Source organism: Streptomyces sp. ADMS (assembly GCF_033441795.1).
In the GTDB taxonomy this organism is placed as follows: domain Bacteria; phylum Actinomycetota; class Actinomycetes; order Streptomycetales; family Streptomycetaceae; genus Streptomyces.
The window spans coordinates 31,183-45,485 of the sequence record NZ_JAVFVX010000001.1 but is presented as its reverse complement, the minus strand read 5'-3'; the positions used below and the strand labels follow the sequence as shown (position 1 = coordinate 45,485).

At 70.9% G+C, this 14,303-nt stretch carries 13 protein-coding genes and 1 pseudogene; 5 read left to right on the top strand and 9 right to left on the bottom strand.

The annotated features are described in order from the left end of the window. Positions 1–216: 216 nt before the first annotated feature. The 3 genes from RB628_RS00210 to RB628_RS00200 are packed head-to-tail and all read right to left on the bottom strand — an operon-like array spanning position 217 to position 3,442. Positions 217–1,113 (bottom strand): acyl-CoA dehydrogenase family protein, encoded by an 897-nt coding sequence (locus RB628_RS00210; RefSeq protein WP_318318147.1) that lies wholly within the window; start codon positions 1,111–1,113, stop codon positions 217–219. 8 nt (positions 1,114–1,121) lie between these two features. After that, entirely contained in the window at positions 1,122–2,243 is a 1,122-nt protein-coding gene (locus RB628_RS00205) for an acyl-CoA dehydrogenase family protein (RefSeq protein ID WP_318318146.1), read from the bottom strand. After that, entirely contained in the window at positions 2,243–3,442 is a 1,200-nt protein-coding gene (locus RB628_RS00200; protein WP_318318145.1) for an amidohydrolase family protein, read from the bottom strand. Before RB628_RS00200 ends, RB628_RS00205 begins: the two co-directional genes overlap by 1 nt. Before the next feature lie 169 nt (positions 3,443–3,611). Between RB628_RS00200 and RB628_RS00195 the strand changes: the two genes are divergently transcribed. Further along, positions 3,612–5,171 carry a class I adenylate-forming enzyme family protein gene (locus tag RB628_RS00195; protein ID WP_318318144.1) on the top strand — a complete coding sequence of 520 codons (1,560 nt, stop codon included), beginning with the start codon at positions 3,612–3,614 and terminating at the stop codon, positions 5,169–5,171. Here the strand turns inward: RB628_RS00195 and RB628_RS00190 are convergent. Both RB628_RS00190 and RB628_RS00185 read right to left on the bottom strand, forming a co-directional pair. Then, positions 5,120–5,662, bottom strand: coding sequence for an EF-hand domain-containing protein (locus RB628_RS00190; protein WP_318318143.1), 543 nt, complete (start codon positions 5,660–5,662; stop codon positions 5,120–5,122). The genes RB628_RS00195 and RB628_RS00190 overlap by 52 nt on opposite strands. A gap of 152 nt (positions 5,663–5,814) precedes the next feature. Next, the gene (locus RB628_RS00185) at positions 5,815–6,216 is read right to left on the bottom strand and encodes an STAS domain-containing protein (protein WP_318318142.1); all 402 of its coding nucleotides are present in this window, start codon (positions 6,214–6,216) and stop codon (positions 5,815–5,817) included. 403 nt (positions 6,217–6,619) lie between these two features. Between RB628_RS00185 and RB628_RS00180 the strand changes: the two genes are divergently transcribed. Genes RB628_RS00180 through RB628_RS00170 form a run of 3 tightly spaced genes read left to right on the top strand, consistent with a single transcriptional unit; the run spans position 6,620 to position 9,026 of the window. Next, positions 6,620–7,237, top strand: a complete 618-nt coding sequence (locus RB628_RS00180; protein ID WP_318318141.1) for a sigma-70 family RNA polymerase sigma factor — start codon at positions 6,620–6,622, stop codon at positions 7,235–7,237. Beyond that, entirely contained in the window at positions 7,234–8,607 is a 1,374-nt protein-coding gene (locus tag RB628_RS00175) for a zf-HC2 domain-containing protein (RefSeq protein ID WP_318318140.1), read from the top strand. Before RB628_RS00180 ends, RB628_RS00175 begins: the two co-directional genes overlap by 4 nt. Positions 8,608–8,645: 38 nt before the next feature. Beyond that, positions 8,646–9,026, top strand: a complete 381-nt coding sequence (locus RB628_RS00170; protein WP_318318139.1) for a hypothetical protein — start codon at positions 8,646–8,648, stop codon at positions 9,024–9,026. A 177-nt stretch (positions 9,027–9,203) separates the two neighbouring features. On the opposite strand, the gene RB628_RS00165 is transcribed toward RB628_RS00170, so the two are convergent. The 3 genes from RB628_RS00165 to RB628_RS00155 all read right to left on the bottom strand — a co-directional run bounded on the left by RB628_RS00165 (position 9,204) and on the right by RB628_RS00155 (position 11,710). Further along, positions 9,204–10,172: an endonuclease/exonuclease/phosphatase family protein gene (locus RB628_RS00165; protein ID WP_412180569.1), complete on the bottom strand. Its 969-nt coding sequence runs from the start codon at positions 10,170–10,172 to the stop codon at positions 9,204–9,206. Positions 10,173–10,234: 62 nt separating this feature from the next. Beyond that, entirely contained in the window at positions 10,235–11,131 is an 897-nt protein-coding gene (gene purU, locus RB628_RS00160) for a formyltetrahydrofolate deformylase (protein ID WP_318318138.1), read from the bottom strand. 78 nt (positions 11,132–11,209) lie between these two features. After that, complete coding sequence (locus RB628_RS00155; RefSeq protein ID WP_318318137.1) at positions 11,210–11,710, bottom strand: SCO4402 family protein; 501 nt, start codon at positions 11,708–11,710, stop codon at positions 11,210–11,212. A gap of 117 nt (positions 11,711–11,827) precedes the next feature. Between RB628_RS00155 and RB628_RS00150 the strand changes: the two genes are divergently transcribed. Continuing rightward, positions 11,828–13,171: an ABC transporter substrate-binding protein gene (locus RB628_RS00150; RefSeq protein WP_318318136.1), complete on the top strand. Its 1,344-nt coding sequence runs from the start codon at positions 11,828–11,830 to the stop codon at positions 13,169–13,171. Between the two features lie 39 nt (positions 13,172–13,210). On the opposite strand, the pseudogene RB628_RS00145 reads toward RB628_RS00150, so the two are convergent. Further along, positions 13,211–14,303, bottom strand: a pseudogene (locus RB628_RS00145) (hypothetical protein); the annotation flags it as partial.

Here is a 14,303-nt window from a genome sequence, read left to right as displayed (position 1 = left end):
GGCAACACCGGGACGGCTCGACCTCGGAACCACTCGCATCCCACAGAAGGTACCGGAGCGAACACGCGACTCCAGGCCGTGACGAGTCACGCGAAGGACACAACCCGGTATCGACGCTGCGTGATCTCAGCACACTTCGATCACATTTCCATCACGCCACGATCCGCGACACAACTCGGGCCCTCCGCAGCCGACCACGTCCCCCGGCCCTCTCCATCACGCCTCGGTCAGTAACTCGGCGGCGAGCAACTCCTCACACTCCGTCACCGAACCGGGGCGCCGGGCCCGTACCCATGCCCGCTTCAGATACAGATGGACGTCCGACTCCCAGGTGAAGCCCATCCCTCCGTGTACCTGGAGGCAGTCGCGGGCGCCGCGCACAGCGGCCTCGTCGGCGAGCAGCCGGGCCGCCGCGACGTCCGCCGGATGGACGGTGACGGCAGCCGCGTACACCGCCGCCCGCGCCACCTCGACCCGCACCAGCATCCCGGCACACAGCTGCTGCACCGCCTGGAAGGCCCCGATCGGGCGTCCGAACTGCTCACGGGTCCGGGCGTGTTGGACAGCCAGCTCGCACACCCGGGCGGCGGTGCCGAGCTGTTCGGCGGCGGTGAGCAGCGAGGTCAGGAGTACGTCCGGACAGGCGTCGGAGTCCGGCTCGGCCGCCCGGTGCAGTGGCGTGAGCGGATCCACCGACCGCACCGGTACCGCCCCCGCGGCATCCCCTCGTACGACGTCGGCCGCCCCCAGCCACTCCACCACCCCGCCACCGTCGACGACGGTGACCACCGCCTCCCCCGTCGCCGCGCCCGGCACCACCCCCGCCGCGAGATGCGTGGCGATCAGCGGGCCGGGCAGCAGCACGCGCCCCGCCTCCTCGAACGCCAGCACCGCCTCGGGCAGCCCCAGTCCGACCCCGCCCGCCGCCTCCGGCAACCGCAGCGAGAAGAACCCGGCGGCGCCCAGCTCCCGCCACAGCCCCCGATCCAGCTCGGGCGCGGCTTCCGCGGTCTCCATGGCCGCCCGCAGCCGCTCGCGCCCGAACCGCCCCGCCAGCAGCCCCCGTACACCATCCCGCAACGCCCGCTGGTCTTCGGTGAGTTGGAAGCGCATGTGCGATGTCACCGCCCTTTCGGCAGCCCGAGAACGCGTTCGGCCACGATGCTGTGCTGGATCTGGGAGGTGCCGGCGGCGATGGTGTAGGACAGCGAGGACAGCCGGTCGAGCACCCAGGGCCGGTCGAGATCCAGCGCGGCCCAGTCCCCCAGCACCTCTGCCGCCGCCTCGTACAACTCCTGCCGGGCGTGGGAGTACCGCAGTTTGAAGACCGACCCGCCGACCCCGGGAACGGACTTGCTCACGTTCCACTGCGTGAGTCGCCACAGTGCCCGGAACTCGGCGTTCAGCCGTCCGAGCCGGCGCCGGAGTACGGGGTCCTCCCAGCGTCCGTTCTCCCGTGCGGCCAGGGCGAGTTCACCGAGGACCCGGCGACAGGCCACCACCTCCCCGACGAACGCCGTACCGCGTTCGAAGGACAGCGTCACCATGGTCACGCGCCAGCCGTCGTTCTCCTCTCCGACCCGGTTGGCGACCGGCACCCGGACCTCGTCGAGGAAGACCTCGGCGAACTCGTCCGACCCGGCGAGCGTGCGCAGCGGCCGTACGGTGATGCCCGGCGCGTCCATGGGCATGGCCAGCCAGGTGATCCCGCGGTGCTTGGGCGCGTCCAGGTCGGTGCGCACCAACAGCTCGCACCAGTCGGCGACTTCGGCGTGCGAGGTCCAGATCTTGGAGCCGCTCACCACATAGTCGTCGCCGTCCCGCCACGCGCGCGTGCGCAGCGCCGCGAGGTCGGAACCGGCGTCCGGTTCGCTGAACCCCTGGCACCAGACCTCCTCGCCGCGCAGCACGGGCGGCAGCCAGCGCGCCCGCTGTTCGTCGCTCCCCTCGGCGGCGACGGTCGGCCCGGCGTGCAGCAGCCCGACGAAGTTCGCGCCCACATAGGGCGCGCCGGCCTTCTCGGTCTCCTCCAGGAAGATCATCCGTACGGCGGGGTCGGCGCCCCAGTGGACTTCGCCGTACCCGGCGTCGTACAGCGTCCGCTGCCAGCCGAGGTCGTACGCGCGCCGCCCGGGCCAGTCGTCGGGCGAGGGCCTCGGCGGCAGGGAGGGCAGGGCCTTGCCCAGCCACTCCCTCAACCGAGCCCGGAATTCCGCCTCTTGGGGCGTGTCCGTGAGATCCACTAACGGTCCCGGTCCAGATCGAGTTGGAGCATGCGGATCGCGTTGCCGCGCATCAGCTTGTAGACGGTCTCGGCGTCGAGGCCCTTCACATGGTCGAGAGCGACCTCCTTGGTGTGCGGGAAGGTCGAGTCGACGTGCGGGTAGTCGGTCTCGAAGGTGGCGTTGTCGCGGCCGACGACGTCCAGTGAGGCGACTCCGTGCTTGTCGCGGAAGAAGCAGCAGAAGATCTGCCGGTAGTAGTACGTCGAGGGCGGCTCCGGGATCAGGTCCCTGACCCCGCCCCAGGCGCGATGCTCCTCCCACACGTCGTCGGCGCGCTCCAGGGCGTACGGGATCCAGCCCATCTGCCCTTCGCTGTAGGCGAGTTTGAGCGCCGGAAACCTCACCAGCACCCCGCTGAACAGGAAGTCCATCATCGACGCCATCGCGTTGTTGAAGCTCAGCGCGGCCTGGACCGCGGGCGGTGCGTCCGGGGAGGCGGCGGGCATCTGGCTGCTGCTGCCGATGTGCATGTTGACGACCGTCCCGGTCTCCTCGCACACCGCGAAGAACGGGTCCCAGTAGCCGGAGTGGATCGACGGCAGCCCGAGGTGCGTCGGGATCTCCGAGAACGTCACCGCCCGCACTCCGCGTGCGGCGTTGCGCCGGATCTCCGCGACCGCCAACTCGATGTCCCACAGCGGGATCAGGCACAGCGGGATCAGCCGGCCGCCGCTGTCGCCGCACCACTCCTCCACCATCCAGTCGTTGTAGGCGCGCACGCACGCCAGGGCGACCTCCTTGTCCTGCGCCTCGGCGAAGGTCTGCCCGCAGAACCGCGGGAAGGTGGGGAAGCAGAGTGAGCCCTCGACATGGTTGAGGTCCATGTCGGCGAGCCGGGCCTTCGGGTCCCAGCAGCCGCGCCGCATCTGTTCGCGGGTGATGCCGTCGAGGGTCATCTCGTCCCGGGAGAACCCGACGGCGGCGATGATCCGCTTGTACGGGAACTGCAGGTCCTCGTACTGCCACCAGTCGGTGACCGGGCCCTCGGGGTCGGTCGTGATCCGGTACTTGCCGCCCACGTAGGCGAGTTCACCGATTCCGGCGGTGAAGGGCTTCGGTCCCCTGTCCCGGTACTTGGCCGGCAGCCAGGTCTCGAAGAGGTGTGCGGGTTCGATCACGTGGTCGTCGACGCTGATGATGCGGGGCAGTTCGGTCATGGGTCCCCTCCGCCTGGCCGTTCGGTGATTATCTGACGGTCCGTCAGTTCCAGCCCCCTAGAAGGTTAGTCCCGCACCTATGGACCGACAAGGCGCCAAGCCCTACGCTCCCCGCACAATCTGACTGTCCGTCAGGCCGTCTTCTGGTCAGCTGGCAACTGGGGGCCACGTGAACCTCGTCGACACCGCACACGCCCTGGGTTCGGCCCGTACCCTCTGGGAACTGGTGACCCGGCGCGCCGAACTCACCCCCGACCAGCCCGTCCTCCTCCAGGACGACCGCTCCCTCACCTTCGGCGAACTCCGCGCCCGCTCCGAGCGGGTGGCGGCGGGCCTGTACGACATGGGCGTGCGCCCCGGCACCGTCGTCGCCTGGCAGCTGCCCACCCGTATCGAGACCGCCCTGCTCTCCTTCGCGCTGGCCCGCCTGGGCGCCGTGCAGTCGCCGGTCATCCCCTTCTACCGGGACCGTGAAGTGGGCTTCGCGCTACGGGAGTCGAAGGCGGAGTTCTTCGCGGTGCCGGGCGTGTGGCGCGGCTTCGACCACACGGAGATGGCGCGGCGGCTCGGGGCCAAGGGAGTGTTCCAGGCGTACGACAACGACGAACTCCCCGACGGGGACCCGTCGTCGCTGCCGCCCCCGCCCGCCGACGGCACCTCCGTCCGCTGGATCTACTGGACCTCGGGAACGACCTCCGACCCCAAGGGCGTGCTCCACACCGACCGTTCGCTCATCGCGGGCGGCTCGTGCCTCGCGCACGCCCTGCGGCTCACCGAGTCCGACGTGGGCTCGATGGCCTTTCCGTACGCGCATATCGCCGGCCCCGACTACACGGTCATGCTCCTGCTGTACGGCTTCCCGGCGGTGATGTTCGAGCAGTTCGCACTGCCGGACGCACTGGAGGGGTACCGCGAACACGGGGTGACCGTGGCCGGCGGGTCCACGGCCTTCTACTCCATGTTCCTCGCCGAGCAGCGCAAGCAGCCGGGCGTTGCGGTGATCCCCTCCCTGCGGCTGCTCGCGGGCGGCGGGGCGCCGAAGCCGCCGGAGGTCTACCACTCCGTCGTACGCGAGATGGGGGTGCAGCTCACGCACGGGTACGGGATGACCGAGGTGCCGATGATCACCATGGGGGCGCCGGACGACACGGTCGAGAACCTGGCGACGACGGAGGGGCGACCGCCGGAGGGCATGGAGATACGGGTGGTGGAGGGCGAGGTGAGGCTGCGCGGGGAGGCCGTGTGCCAGGGGTATCTCGACCCCGCGCAGACCGCCGAAGCCTTCGACGCGGACGGCTTTCTGCGCACCGGTGACCTCGGATTCCTGACCGGGAGCGGGCACTTGGTGCTCACCGGGCGGCTCAAGGACGTCATCATCCGCAAGGGCGAGAACATCTCGGCGAAGGAGATCGAGGACCTGCTGCACACGCATCCGGCCATCCGGGACGTCGCCGTGGTGGGGCTGCCGGACACGGAGCGCGGGGAGTTGGTCTGCGCGGTCGTGGAGCCGGCGGAACAGCCGGACGGGGCAGGGCAGTTGACCCTGGCCGCGCTGACCTCGTACCTGCGCTCGGAAGGGCTGTCCGTACACAAGCTGCCGGAGCGGCTGGAGGTGGTGGACGCCCTTCCGCGCAACGAGGCCCTGCGGAAGGTGCTCAAGTACAAGCTGCGTGAACGCTACTCGGAGTCGGTGCCCGTGTCGGACTCCGCGTCGGAGACGGTGAAGTAGCGGGCGAACGCGTCGATGATCTCCGCCTCGCCGACCCGGCCGTCGGCGTCGGTGTCGAGGGTCGCGGCGGCCACGGCGGCGATGTCCTCGGGCACACCGAGTGCCTTGAGGACGCGCTCGGTGTCGCCGACCGTCGCCGCGCCGTCGCCGTCCAGGTCCGCGACGGCCAGGACCGCGTGCAGGAAGGGGCGGGCGATCTCGGCGAACCGGCCGGGATTGTCACGCAGCCGCTTCACGGCGCCGGTCACGAACTCGTCGCGGGTGATCCGCTGGTCGCCGTCCCGGTCCGCCATCCCCGCCATGCCCTGCCAGAAGGCCTCGGCGCCGCCGTAGAGGGCCTGTCCCTTGTCCGACCGGGCGGGGGTGCCGAACTCGGCGAGCAGCGCCTTGGCCGCCACGTTGAAGTCCTCCCGGTCGATGTAGCCGTTGCCGTCCTGGTCGAAGGTGGCGAACCGGGCTGCGATCTTCCGCCCGTACTCGGAGCTGACCATGTCTGTCGGGCCTGCCTTACGTCTGCGTGTGGCGTCCGCGTCTTACCTCTGCGTCGAGGTCCGTCTCGCACGGAGCGTACGACGCGCAGGTGACAACCGGGGCAGGAAAACGGCGCCTGTGCCAAGACTGGGGGAATTCCGCGACAACGGCGTCACGCGCGCGTGGCCGCCTGGAGGGGGGCCGCGCTCTCGTCGGTGGCCGTGGTGAGGTCCGCGTAGACGTCGAAGAGGCGGCGGACTCCCAGGGCGCCGAGGACCCGGTTGACGTGGTGGGCCTGGGCGTTGTCGGGGGCGTCCTGTGCGGGCAGGATCAGCCGCAGCCGGCCCTGGCAGGAGCGCAGCAGCCTGCGGACGGCGATGAGGACGCCCACCCCGCTGGAATCGCAGAAGACGACCCCGGAGAGGTCGAGGACGACGCGGTGGCGGCCCTCGGCCACCGCGTCGTGCACCCGCTGACGCAACTCCGGTGAGGTCACCAGGTCCATCTCTCCGGACACCTCAAGCACGGTCCAGCCGCCGCGCTCGCCGTCGGTCACCTTGAACGCCACCATCACGCCTCTCGTTCAACTCGTCCGACTGATCCGGCAGAAACGACAGAAACGACAGAACCGGAAGCCCGCCCTACGCTTCCTTTCGACGCGGCTGCCCGATAGTCGTGCCCTCAAACACCGCACATCGACTCGGCCTGGATCGCAAGAGGCTTGCAAGCGGTTTGCAAGGGACTTGTTTCGGTCACCCGTGATCCCGTTCGATCGAAAGCGACGCGAATTAGGTCACGTTGGGTCGATCTCTGATGGTTCTCTACCATCCGTGGCCCTACGGAGGGCGCACAATGCCGCAAAGCGAAGTGGGCTGTCGGAGGTGCCGACTACATTCGAGGAGAGGGTGGGCAGCCGCCGGACCTGGACAGGAACACGGCACGGGCACGACCGGGACGTACGGGGGTGAGGGGGCCGCATGGCGAAGAGGGACACACCGCCCCGCTGGGACCGCAGGATGCAGCAGCGGCTCTCGCGCGGGGAGGCAGCCGCGCTCGGTGAGCTGTACGACCGGTTCGCCTCGCTCGTGCACGGCCTCGCCCACCGTGTCCTCGGAGACGAGCAGGACGCCGACCGCATCACCCGCGAGGTCTTCGCCCACGTCTGGCAGCACCCCGACGCGTACGACCCCAAGCAGGGCCCGCTGCGTTCCTGGCTGGCCACCCTCACCCACCGCCTCGCGGTACAGCGCCTGCGCCAGACGGAGACGGCGGCGCTGGCCCACAGTGACCCGGCCGACACCTGCGCGGGCGCCCCAGGCTCCTCCAAAGCCTCCCTGGAGGAACTGGAACGCAGGATCCGCCGCGCCTCCGTCGCCGCCCGCGCCGACTACATCGTCACGTCCATGCCCGCCCCGCTGCGCGCCGCCCTGGAGCTCGCGTACTTCCAGCGGCGCGACTACCGCCAGACCGCCGCGGACCTGGGCGTCACGGAGGCCGAGGCCCGCCGCCGCCTCCGCCTCGGCCTCCAACTCCTGTCCACGGCCCACGACACCGGCACACCCGGGGCACCCCCCGAACACGGGGGTGCGGTGTGAGCGGCGCGGGGCACGAGGACGACGACTGGGAGAAGCTGGAGGGATACGACCCCAAGGGCCCCGAAAAAGGCGACGGTGCCGGTACCGGCAGGGGACCGGCACCCGGCGCCGGAGACGGCCCGCCCCGCATACCGATGCCGCGTTCCTCGGTGGAGGACACGGGCCGCCCCCTGCCCGACGCGCGGGACCTGCCCGTCGTACCCCTCGTACCCCTCGTCCTGGAACACGACGTACTGAGGTCGCTGCTCGGAGCGTGGGCGCTGGCCGCCTGCACACCGGAGGAGACTCTGGCCGTCGAGGAGCACCTCGGGGAGTGCGGTGCCTGCGCGGACGAGGCGCGGCGCCTGCGCGAGGCCGTCGAGCTGCTGCAGCGCCCGGAGCCCCTCGACCTGGACCCGACCCTGCGCACCCGCGTCCTGGAGGGCTGCCTCGGCCGCCGCCCGCCGCGCATCCCGGTCCCGGAGTGGGCGGCTCCGTACGACGCGGAGACCGCCCGCCTCGACGCCCTGCTCCAGGACTTCGGCGACGCGGAGTGGCACGCGCCCGTGCGGCTGCGCTGGTTCGAGGGCGACGAGCAGACGACCCGTAGGACGACGGTCGCCGGTGTCATCGCGCATCTGCTGAGCGTGGACGGCCTGGTCGCGGTCGCGCTGGGCCTGGACGACCCGCTCACCGGCGAGCACAGGAAACCGGTCGCACCGACTCCGGCGGGCCGTACGGAGGCGTACTGGCGAGCCTCGTACTTCCCACCGACCCGTTCGGTGCGGGTGCCGTGGCGGGAGCAGAGCCACGGCGTCGTACGGACGGTCTCCTTCGCGGCCGGGGGTACCTCCCGCGCGAGCGAAGCCGAGCGCGGGGGCGGCTCGGGAAAGCTGCCGGTGTCCTACGGCGACTTCGAACTGCCGCTGCACGACGCGATGCTGGACCGCGCCTTCGAGTGCTGGCTACACGCGGGCGACATCGCGGAGGCGGTCGACTACCCCTACGAACCTCCGGCCCCCCGCTACCTCCACGGCATGATCGACCTCGCGGCCCGAATGCTCCCGGAAGCCCTGGCCGCCCGCCGCCGGGCGGGCCTTGCCTCCCCGGGCCGGACCACCCGCCACCTGGTCCCGGCGGGTGAGCCCGGCCGCAGCCTCCGTCTGGAGATCGAGGGCTCGGGCGGCGGCGAGTGGCTGATCCCCCTGGACTCCCCGGCCGCCCTCCCCTCGGCCGCCCACGAGGTGGCCCACGTAGCCCTGGACGGGGTCGAGTTCTGCCAACTGGCGGCGGGCCATGTGTCCCCGAAGGAGGCGGCGGCGGGACAGGACGGCGACAGGGAGGCGATCAGGGACGTGCTGTTCGCGGCGGCTTCACTGAGCCGGATGTAGGTGCGCCCTCACGACATCGGTTCCGTGAGGTTCTCGTGATGGTCGCAGAGAGCCACGACGGAGCGGGCGAGACGCTTGACGCGGTCGAACTCGCCGGCCAGGCCCGCACGTTCGATCTCGTCGAGGCGACGGTGGGTGCGCCGACGCCGCAGCCCAGGACAACGACCGACGCGCCGCCACCCGACATCTCGCGTTCTCCCGAAACCGCCATCAGCCGCTCCCTCACTGATTCCGGTGACTCCTGGGCCGCGCACGACTCGCCCGGCCGATGGGCACACGAATCCGCCGTGTCCCTCTCCCGCCTCGGCGACCTCGACGCGGCTGAGGAACACCTGCACCTCGCCCTGGAGTTCCCTGTCTGGACAGGCGACGCACTCGCGCCATCGTTTTCACCGACCTGGGCGGCGTCCAGCCCCTGAAGTTGGCTCGGTGGAGGTCCGACGTCGACGCGGGGCGGAGCCGCTGTCAGGACGGCCGAAATGCCCTGCGCAATCGCCTTGTCACGGAAGGGACTCAACGTGTCCCGCATCTCAGGAGTCATGAACAGACCGTAGAGCCAGGCACTGACATCACCCGGTGTGTGGTCTTCCGCGCCGTCAGGAAGCGAACCTGATGCCGGCCACGACCGGAAGGTGATCGCTGCCCGTAGCGGGCAGGGTCCGGACGTCGGTGACGGTCGCCGAGCGGGTCATGACATGGTCGATGCGGGAGACGGGGAAGACCGCGGGCCAGCTGAAGGCGAAGCTACGCACCGACGACTTCATCTGTGAGGTGACCGGGGCCAGGCCGCGATCGTCCAGCGTGCCGTTGAGGTCGCCCAGCAGGATCACCGTGGCCGGCTCCTCGGCGGCGACGGCCTCGCCCAGCAGTCCCGCGCTTTCGTCCCGGTAGCCGGAATCGAGGCCGGTCAGCCGGATGCGGACCGAGGGCAGGTGGGCGACATGGACGGCGACCTCGCCCCACGGTGTACGTGCGGCGGCCCGCAACCCACGGTTCCAGCCCTCTCCGATCCCGCTGGGCCTGATGTCCAGCAGTCGCACGTCTGTCAGCGGGTACTTCGACCAGAGGCCGACGGTGCCTTCGACCGCGTGGTGGGGGTAGGCGGGTGCCAGGGACCTCTCGTAGAGCGGCAGCGCGGAGGGTGTCAGCTCCTCCAGCGCGATGAGATCGGGGCCGGCGTCGATCAGCGCTTCTGCGGTACCCACGGGGTCGGCGTTCTCGTCACTGACGTTGTGCTGGACCGCCGTGAGGTCGGGTGCGCCGCGGCCCCCGGCCCCGGCCCCCGGGAGGAGCAGCCCGCCGTAGAGGTGTGCCCAGACCGCCACGGGGAGCAGCAGCGCCACCAGCGCGGTGGCCGAGCGGCGCAGCAGCGCCAGGACCAGGAGCCCGGGGACGGCCAGGCCCAGCCAGGGGAGGAACGCCTCCAGCAGGCTGCCCAGGTTGCCGACGGTGTTGGGCACGGCCGTATGGAAGACCGACAGAGCGGACGTCAGGACGGCGAGTGACGCGAGCACACGTCCGCGCGTCCAGGGCGACCGGCCCTTGGCGTCCTTGCCCCACCGCACCCGCCACCGGGCTGCCGCGGTCCTCGATCCGGGTGCCACGCCGCCGTTCACCTGTCCCCTGCCTACGCGAACACCACAGTCCGCCGCCCGTTCAGCAGAATCCGTCGCTCCGCGTGCCACTTGACCGCCCGCGCCAGCGCCTGGCACTCCACGTCGCGGCCGATGGCCACCAGCTGGTCCGGCGTGACGTCGTGGGCGACCCGCTCGACCTCCTGCTCGATGATCGGGCCCTCGTCCAGGTCGGCCGTGACGTAGTGGGCCGTCGCGCCGATCAGCTTCACGCCCCGCGCGTGGGCCTGGTGATACGGCTTCGCGCCCTTGAAGCTCGGCAGGAAGGAGTGGTGGATGTTGATGATCCGGCCGCTCAGCTGCTTGCACAGGTCGTCCGAGAGGACCTGCATGTAGCGGGCCAGGACCACCAGCTCCACGCCCTCCGCGCGCACCAGCTCCAGCAGCCGTGCCTCGGCCTCCGCCTTCGTGTCCTTCGTCACCGGGATGTGGACGAAGGGGACGTCGTACGAGGCGACCAGCTCGGCGAAGTCCGGGTGGTTGGAGACGACCGCCGCGATGTCGACCGGCAGCGCGCCGATACGGGCGCGGAAGAGGAGGTCGTTGAGGCAGTGGCCGAACTTGCTGACCATCAGGACGACCCGCATACGGTCCTCGGCCCGGTGGATCTGCCACTCCATGTGGAAGGCGTCACCGATCGCCGCGAAGCTCGCGCGCAGCTTCTCCACGGTCACCGGCGCCTCGCCCGAGAAGTGGACGCGCATGAAGAACAGTCCCGTGTCCCGGTCGCCGAACTGCTGACTGTCCTCGATGTTGCAGCCGGTCATGAAGAGGTAGCTCGACACGGCGTGCACGATGCCCTGCTTGTCGGGGCAGGAGAGGATGAGGACGTACTGCTCGGCGGGCTGCTGCTCTGCGGGGGCCGCGGCTCGGCCGGACTGCTCGTTCATGCCGGACAGGGTCCCATATCCGCCCCGGTCCGCCGACTTCCGTCCGCCGGCCGGAACAGTCGGGTGCCTGGGAGGCGGCTATGCCGAGCGCGTCAGTATCCGGAGTGTCTCCAGCGTGCGTGGCGCGGTGTCCGGTTCCTCGCCGTCGCTCGCCGCGAGGCGTACGTGGGCGTCCCGGGCCGCCCGGACCGCCTCCGGCCAGCCTGCGTGGTCGAGGTAGGCCGAGACGGGTGCGTCCGGGCCGACCTGGTGCATGATCCGCAGGACACGGAGTACGGCGGTGTCGACGAGGGCGGCTTCCTGGGAGTCCCGGAAGATCGTGCCGACGTATTTCTCGGCGGACCAGCTGTCCAGCCAGGTGTCCTCGACCAGGCGGTACACGGCGTCGGTGACGTCCCCGTACCCGTCGACGCCGGCCAGCCAGACGTCCCGCTGGAACGCCGGATCGGAGAGCATGTGCAGCGCGGAGCGCACATTGCTGCGCCAGCGCCACCACGGCATGTCGTTGAGTGGCATGCCGCCCATGGTGGGGGAGCGACGGCCGCGACGGGAAGAGTCTTCCGAACCTTGCACGGTCATCGATCGTACGGTCCCCCCGAAATCGAGATCAACACCCCCCGTAATTCACCTCCCCGTCACCGGACGTTGACCAAGGGTCACACCTGGGTTGGCTGTGTGACGGAATCGTGCATGCCCATGACCGGCAGGCGACGCACCCGCAGCACCTTCCGCAACACCGTCCGCACGAGTTTCAGGCGCACCCCCTCCCGGCCCAGGTCCGGAGTCCGGTTCGACCGGTCCATGGCCGCGCTGGCCGTGTGCACGGCGCTCGCCGCCGGCTGCGGGGTCGTACCGGGCACCTCGGACGGTCCGGAGAGCGGTGACATCACCGTCATGACCTGGGCGCCGGAGGGCACCGACGCGACCAACAAGCCAGGCATGCCGGCCATGGCGCAGGCGTACGCCCGGTGGATCAACTCCACGGACGGCCTCAACGGGCGCAAGCTCAAGGTTTTGACCTGCAACGACCACAACGACCGGGTGACCGCCGCGAAGTGCGCCCGGCGCGCGGCCGACGAGGGCGTCGTCGCGGTCGTCGGCTCCTACAGCCAGTTCGGCGACGCCTTCCTGGGCCCGCTGGCATCCGCCGGAATCCCCTACATAGGCGGCTACGGCGTCACCAACGACGAGTTCACCAACCCGATGTCCTACCCGGTCAACGGCGGCTCGCCCGCCCTTCTGGCCGGCCTGGGCAGGGAACTCGCCAGCGTCTGCGGTCCCGTCGCCCTGGTCCGCCCCGACTCCATCGCGGGCGACCAGCTGCCCCAGCTCCTCGACTCCGGTCTGCGGGCGGGCGGCCACGCCCCGGCGCGGGACCAGCTGGCCTCCGAGGACGCCAACGAGTACGCGGCGCAGACGAAACTCGCCCTGGAACGGACGACGGACACGGAGACCGGGAGCGAGAGCGAGGGCTGTGTGGTGCCGGCGCTCGGGGACCGTACCAGCACCTTCATGGACTCCTTCCGGCGCAACCGCGAGGACTACCCGGACGTGCGCACCGCCACCGTGCTCGGCAGCGTCGACCAGACGGTGATCAACGCGACCGGCGGCAAGTCGGGGCCGTACGAGGGCTCGTACATCACCGGCTGGTACCCGGTGGCCAGTGACGCCCGCTGGGACGAGATGAAGAAGGTCATCAGCGAAGAGGCCTTCGACGACAACCGCATCGACCCGCAGGACGCGGGTGTGCAGACCACCTGGATCGCGTACACCGTCCTGAAAGCGGTCGTCGAGTCTCTGGACGGGGGCGAGGTGTCCTCGATCACGGTCCGGCGGGCCCTCGACGACGGCCTCCAGGTCACCACCGGCGGCCTCACCCCGCCGCTGCGCTGGCGGTTCGAGGACCTGCTCTCGGTGATCAGCTTCCAGCGCCTGGTCAACTCGCAGGTGACTCTCCAGATCGTCCGCGAGGGCCGGCTCGTCGCCGCCCGCAAGGGCTTCATCGACACGACGAAGCTGCTGGAGAGCGCGGACGACTGACGCGCGGCCGGCACGGCCCGCACGGACGGACGCGTCGGGTCAGAGCTGGGTCGACTGGCGCTCCGTCAGGCCGTACGTCTTCGCGATCGTGTTCCACAGCTCGGCCGCCCTGGCCTTCTGGGTGGTGGCGATACCGCTCTGCTGGTTGCCCTTCTGGGTCTGGTTCGTCGTACGGGCCTGGCCCTTCTTGCAGCCGTTCTTGCCCGCGACCTGGTCGGCCCAGGCCGCGTAGTGGTTGTCGGCCGACTCGGAGGCCTGCCACGCCTTGGTGAGAGCGGTGGTCAGCTCGGCGTGCTCGGGGAGTTTGTCGACGGCCAGCGTGGAGAGCCTGGTGACCAGCTCGGCGCGCTGCTGGGCGGCGCCGCGCAGGTCCGTGGCCGCCTGGCCGAGGTTGGCGCAGGACTTGACGTCCGCCACGGCCTTGATCACCGTGTCGCGGCTGCTGTTGCTGTCGGCGAGCAGTTTGTCGAGTTCGGCGGCCTGCGCCTTCGCCGGGTCGGCGGCCGGTGACCCGGACGCCTCCGGCGCGGCCGAGTTCGCCGCGACGGTCTTGTTGCCGTCGTCCTGGTCGCTGTCCCCGCCTCCGCTGCTCAGCAGGGCGCCGGCGCCGACGCCGAGGACGGCGATGCCGATCCCGAGGGCCGCGATGACGGGCACCCGCGAACGTCGGCCTCCACCGCCCCGCCCGTCGTGCCGGTCGTCCAGGTCGTGGGGCGCGGCGGCCCGGAAGCCGTACGGGGGCTGCTGGGCGGCGTACGGAGCCTGCTGGTGCTGCTGCTGCGGCGGGATGCGGGGCAGCTGCTGGGTGGCACCGGCAGGTGCCCCGTCGCCCGGGCCGTCGCGGAAGAGGTTGTCGAAGTCGGAGGGCGGCTGACGGTCGTCGGCGCCGCCCGGGCGTACGCCGTACGAACCCCCGGGCACCGGGGGGATGTACTGCGTGGCGTCGGCGTCGGACCCGGCGGGGGCCGCCTGCGGCACCCGGCCCAGGAACGTGGTCGCCTCGGCGTTCGTCTCGGGCGGCAGCGCCCCGGGGCCCACGGGCGGGAGAAACTGCGTCGCCGCCTCGTTGACGTGCGGGGGCGCGTGCCCCGCGACCGGCGGGAGGTACTGGGCGGCCGGCTCCGCGACCGGA

What these genes read in the sequence shown, in the direction of transcription:
- RB628_RS00200 (WP_318318145.1), bottom strand. Translation starts at nt 3,442, where the DNA reads ATGACCGAACTGCCCCGCATCATCAGCGTCGACGACCACGTGATCGAA.
- RB628_RS00155 (WP_318318137.1), bottom strand. Translation starts at nt 11,710, where the DNA reads ATGACCGTGCAAGGTTCGGAAGACTCTTCCCGTCGCGGCCGTCGCTCC.
- RB628_RS00190 (WP_318318143.1), bottom strand. Translation starts at nt 5,662, where the DNA reads ATGGTCAGCTCCGAGTACGGGCGGAAGATCGCAGCCCGGTTCGCCACC.
- purU (WP_318318138.1), bottom strand. Translation starts at nt 11,131, where the DNA reads ATGAACGAGCAGTCCGGCCGAGCCGCGGCCCCCGCAGAGCAGCAGCCC.
- RB628_RS00150 (WP_318318136.1), top strand. Translation starts at nt 11,828, where the DNA reads ATGACCGGCAGGCGACGCACCCGCAGCACCTTCCGCAACACCGTCCGC.
- RB628_RS00180 (WP_318318141.1), top strand. Translation starts at nt 6,620, where the DNA reads ATGGCGAAGAGGGACACACCGCCCCGCTGGGACCGCAGGATGCAGCAG.
- RB628_RS00170 (WP_318318139.1), top strand. Translation starts at nt 8,646, where the DNA reads ATGGTCGCAGAGAGCCACGACGGAGCGGGCGAGACGCTTGACGCGGTC.
- RB628_RS00210 (WP_318318147.1), bottom strand. Translation starts at nt 1,113, where the DNA reads ATGCGCTTCCAACTCACCGAAGACCAGCGGGCGTTGCGGGATGGTGTA.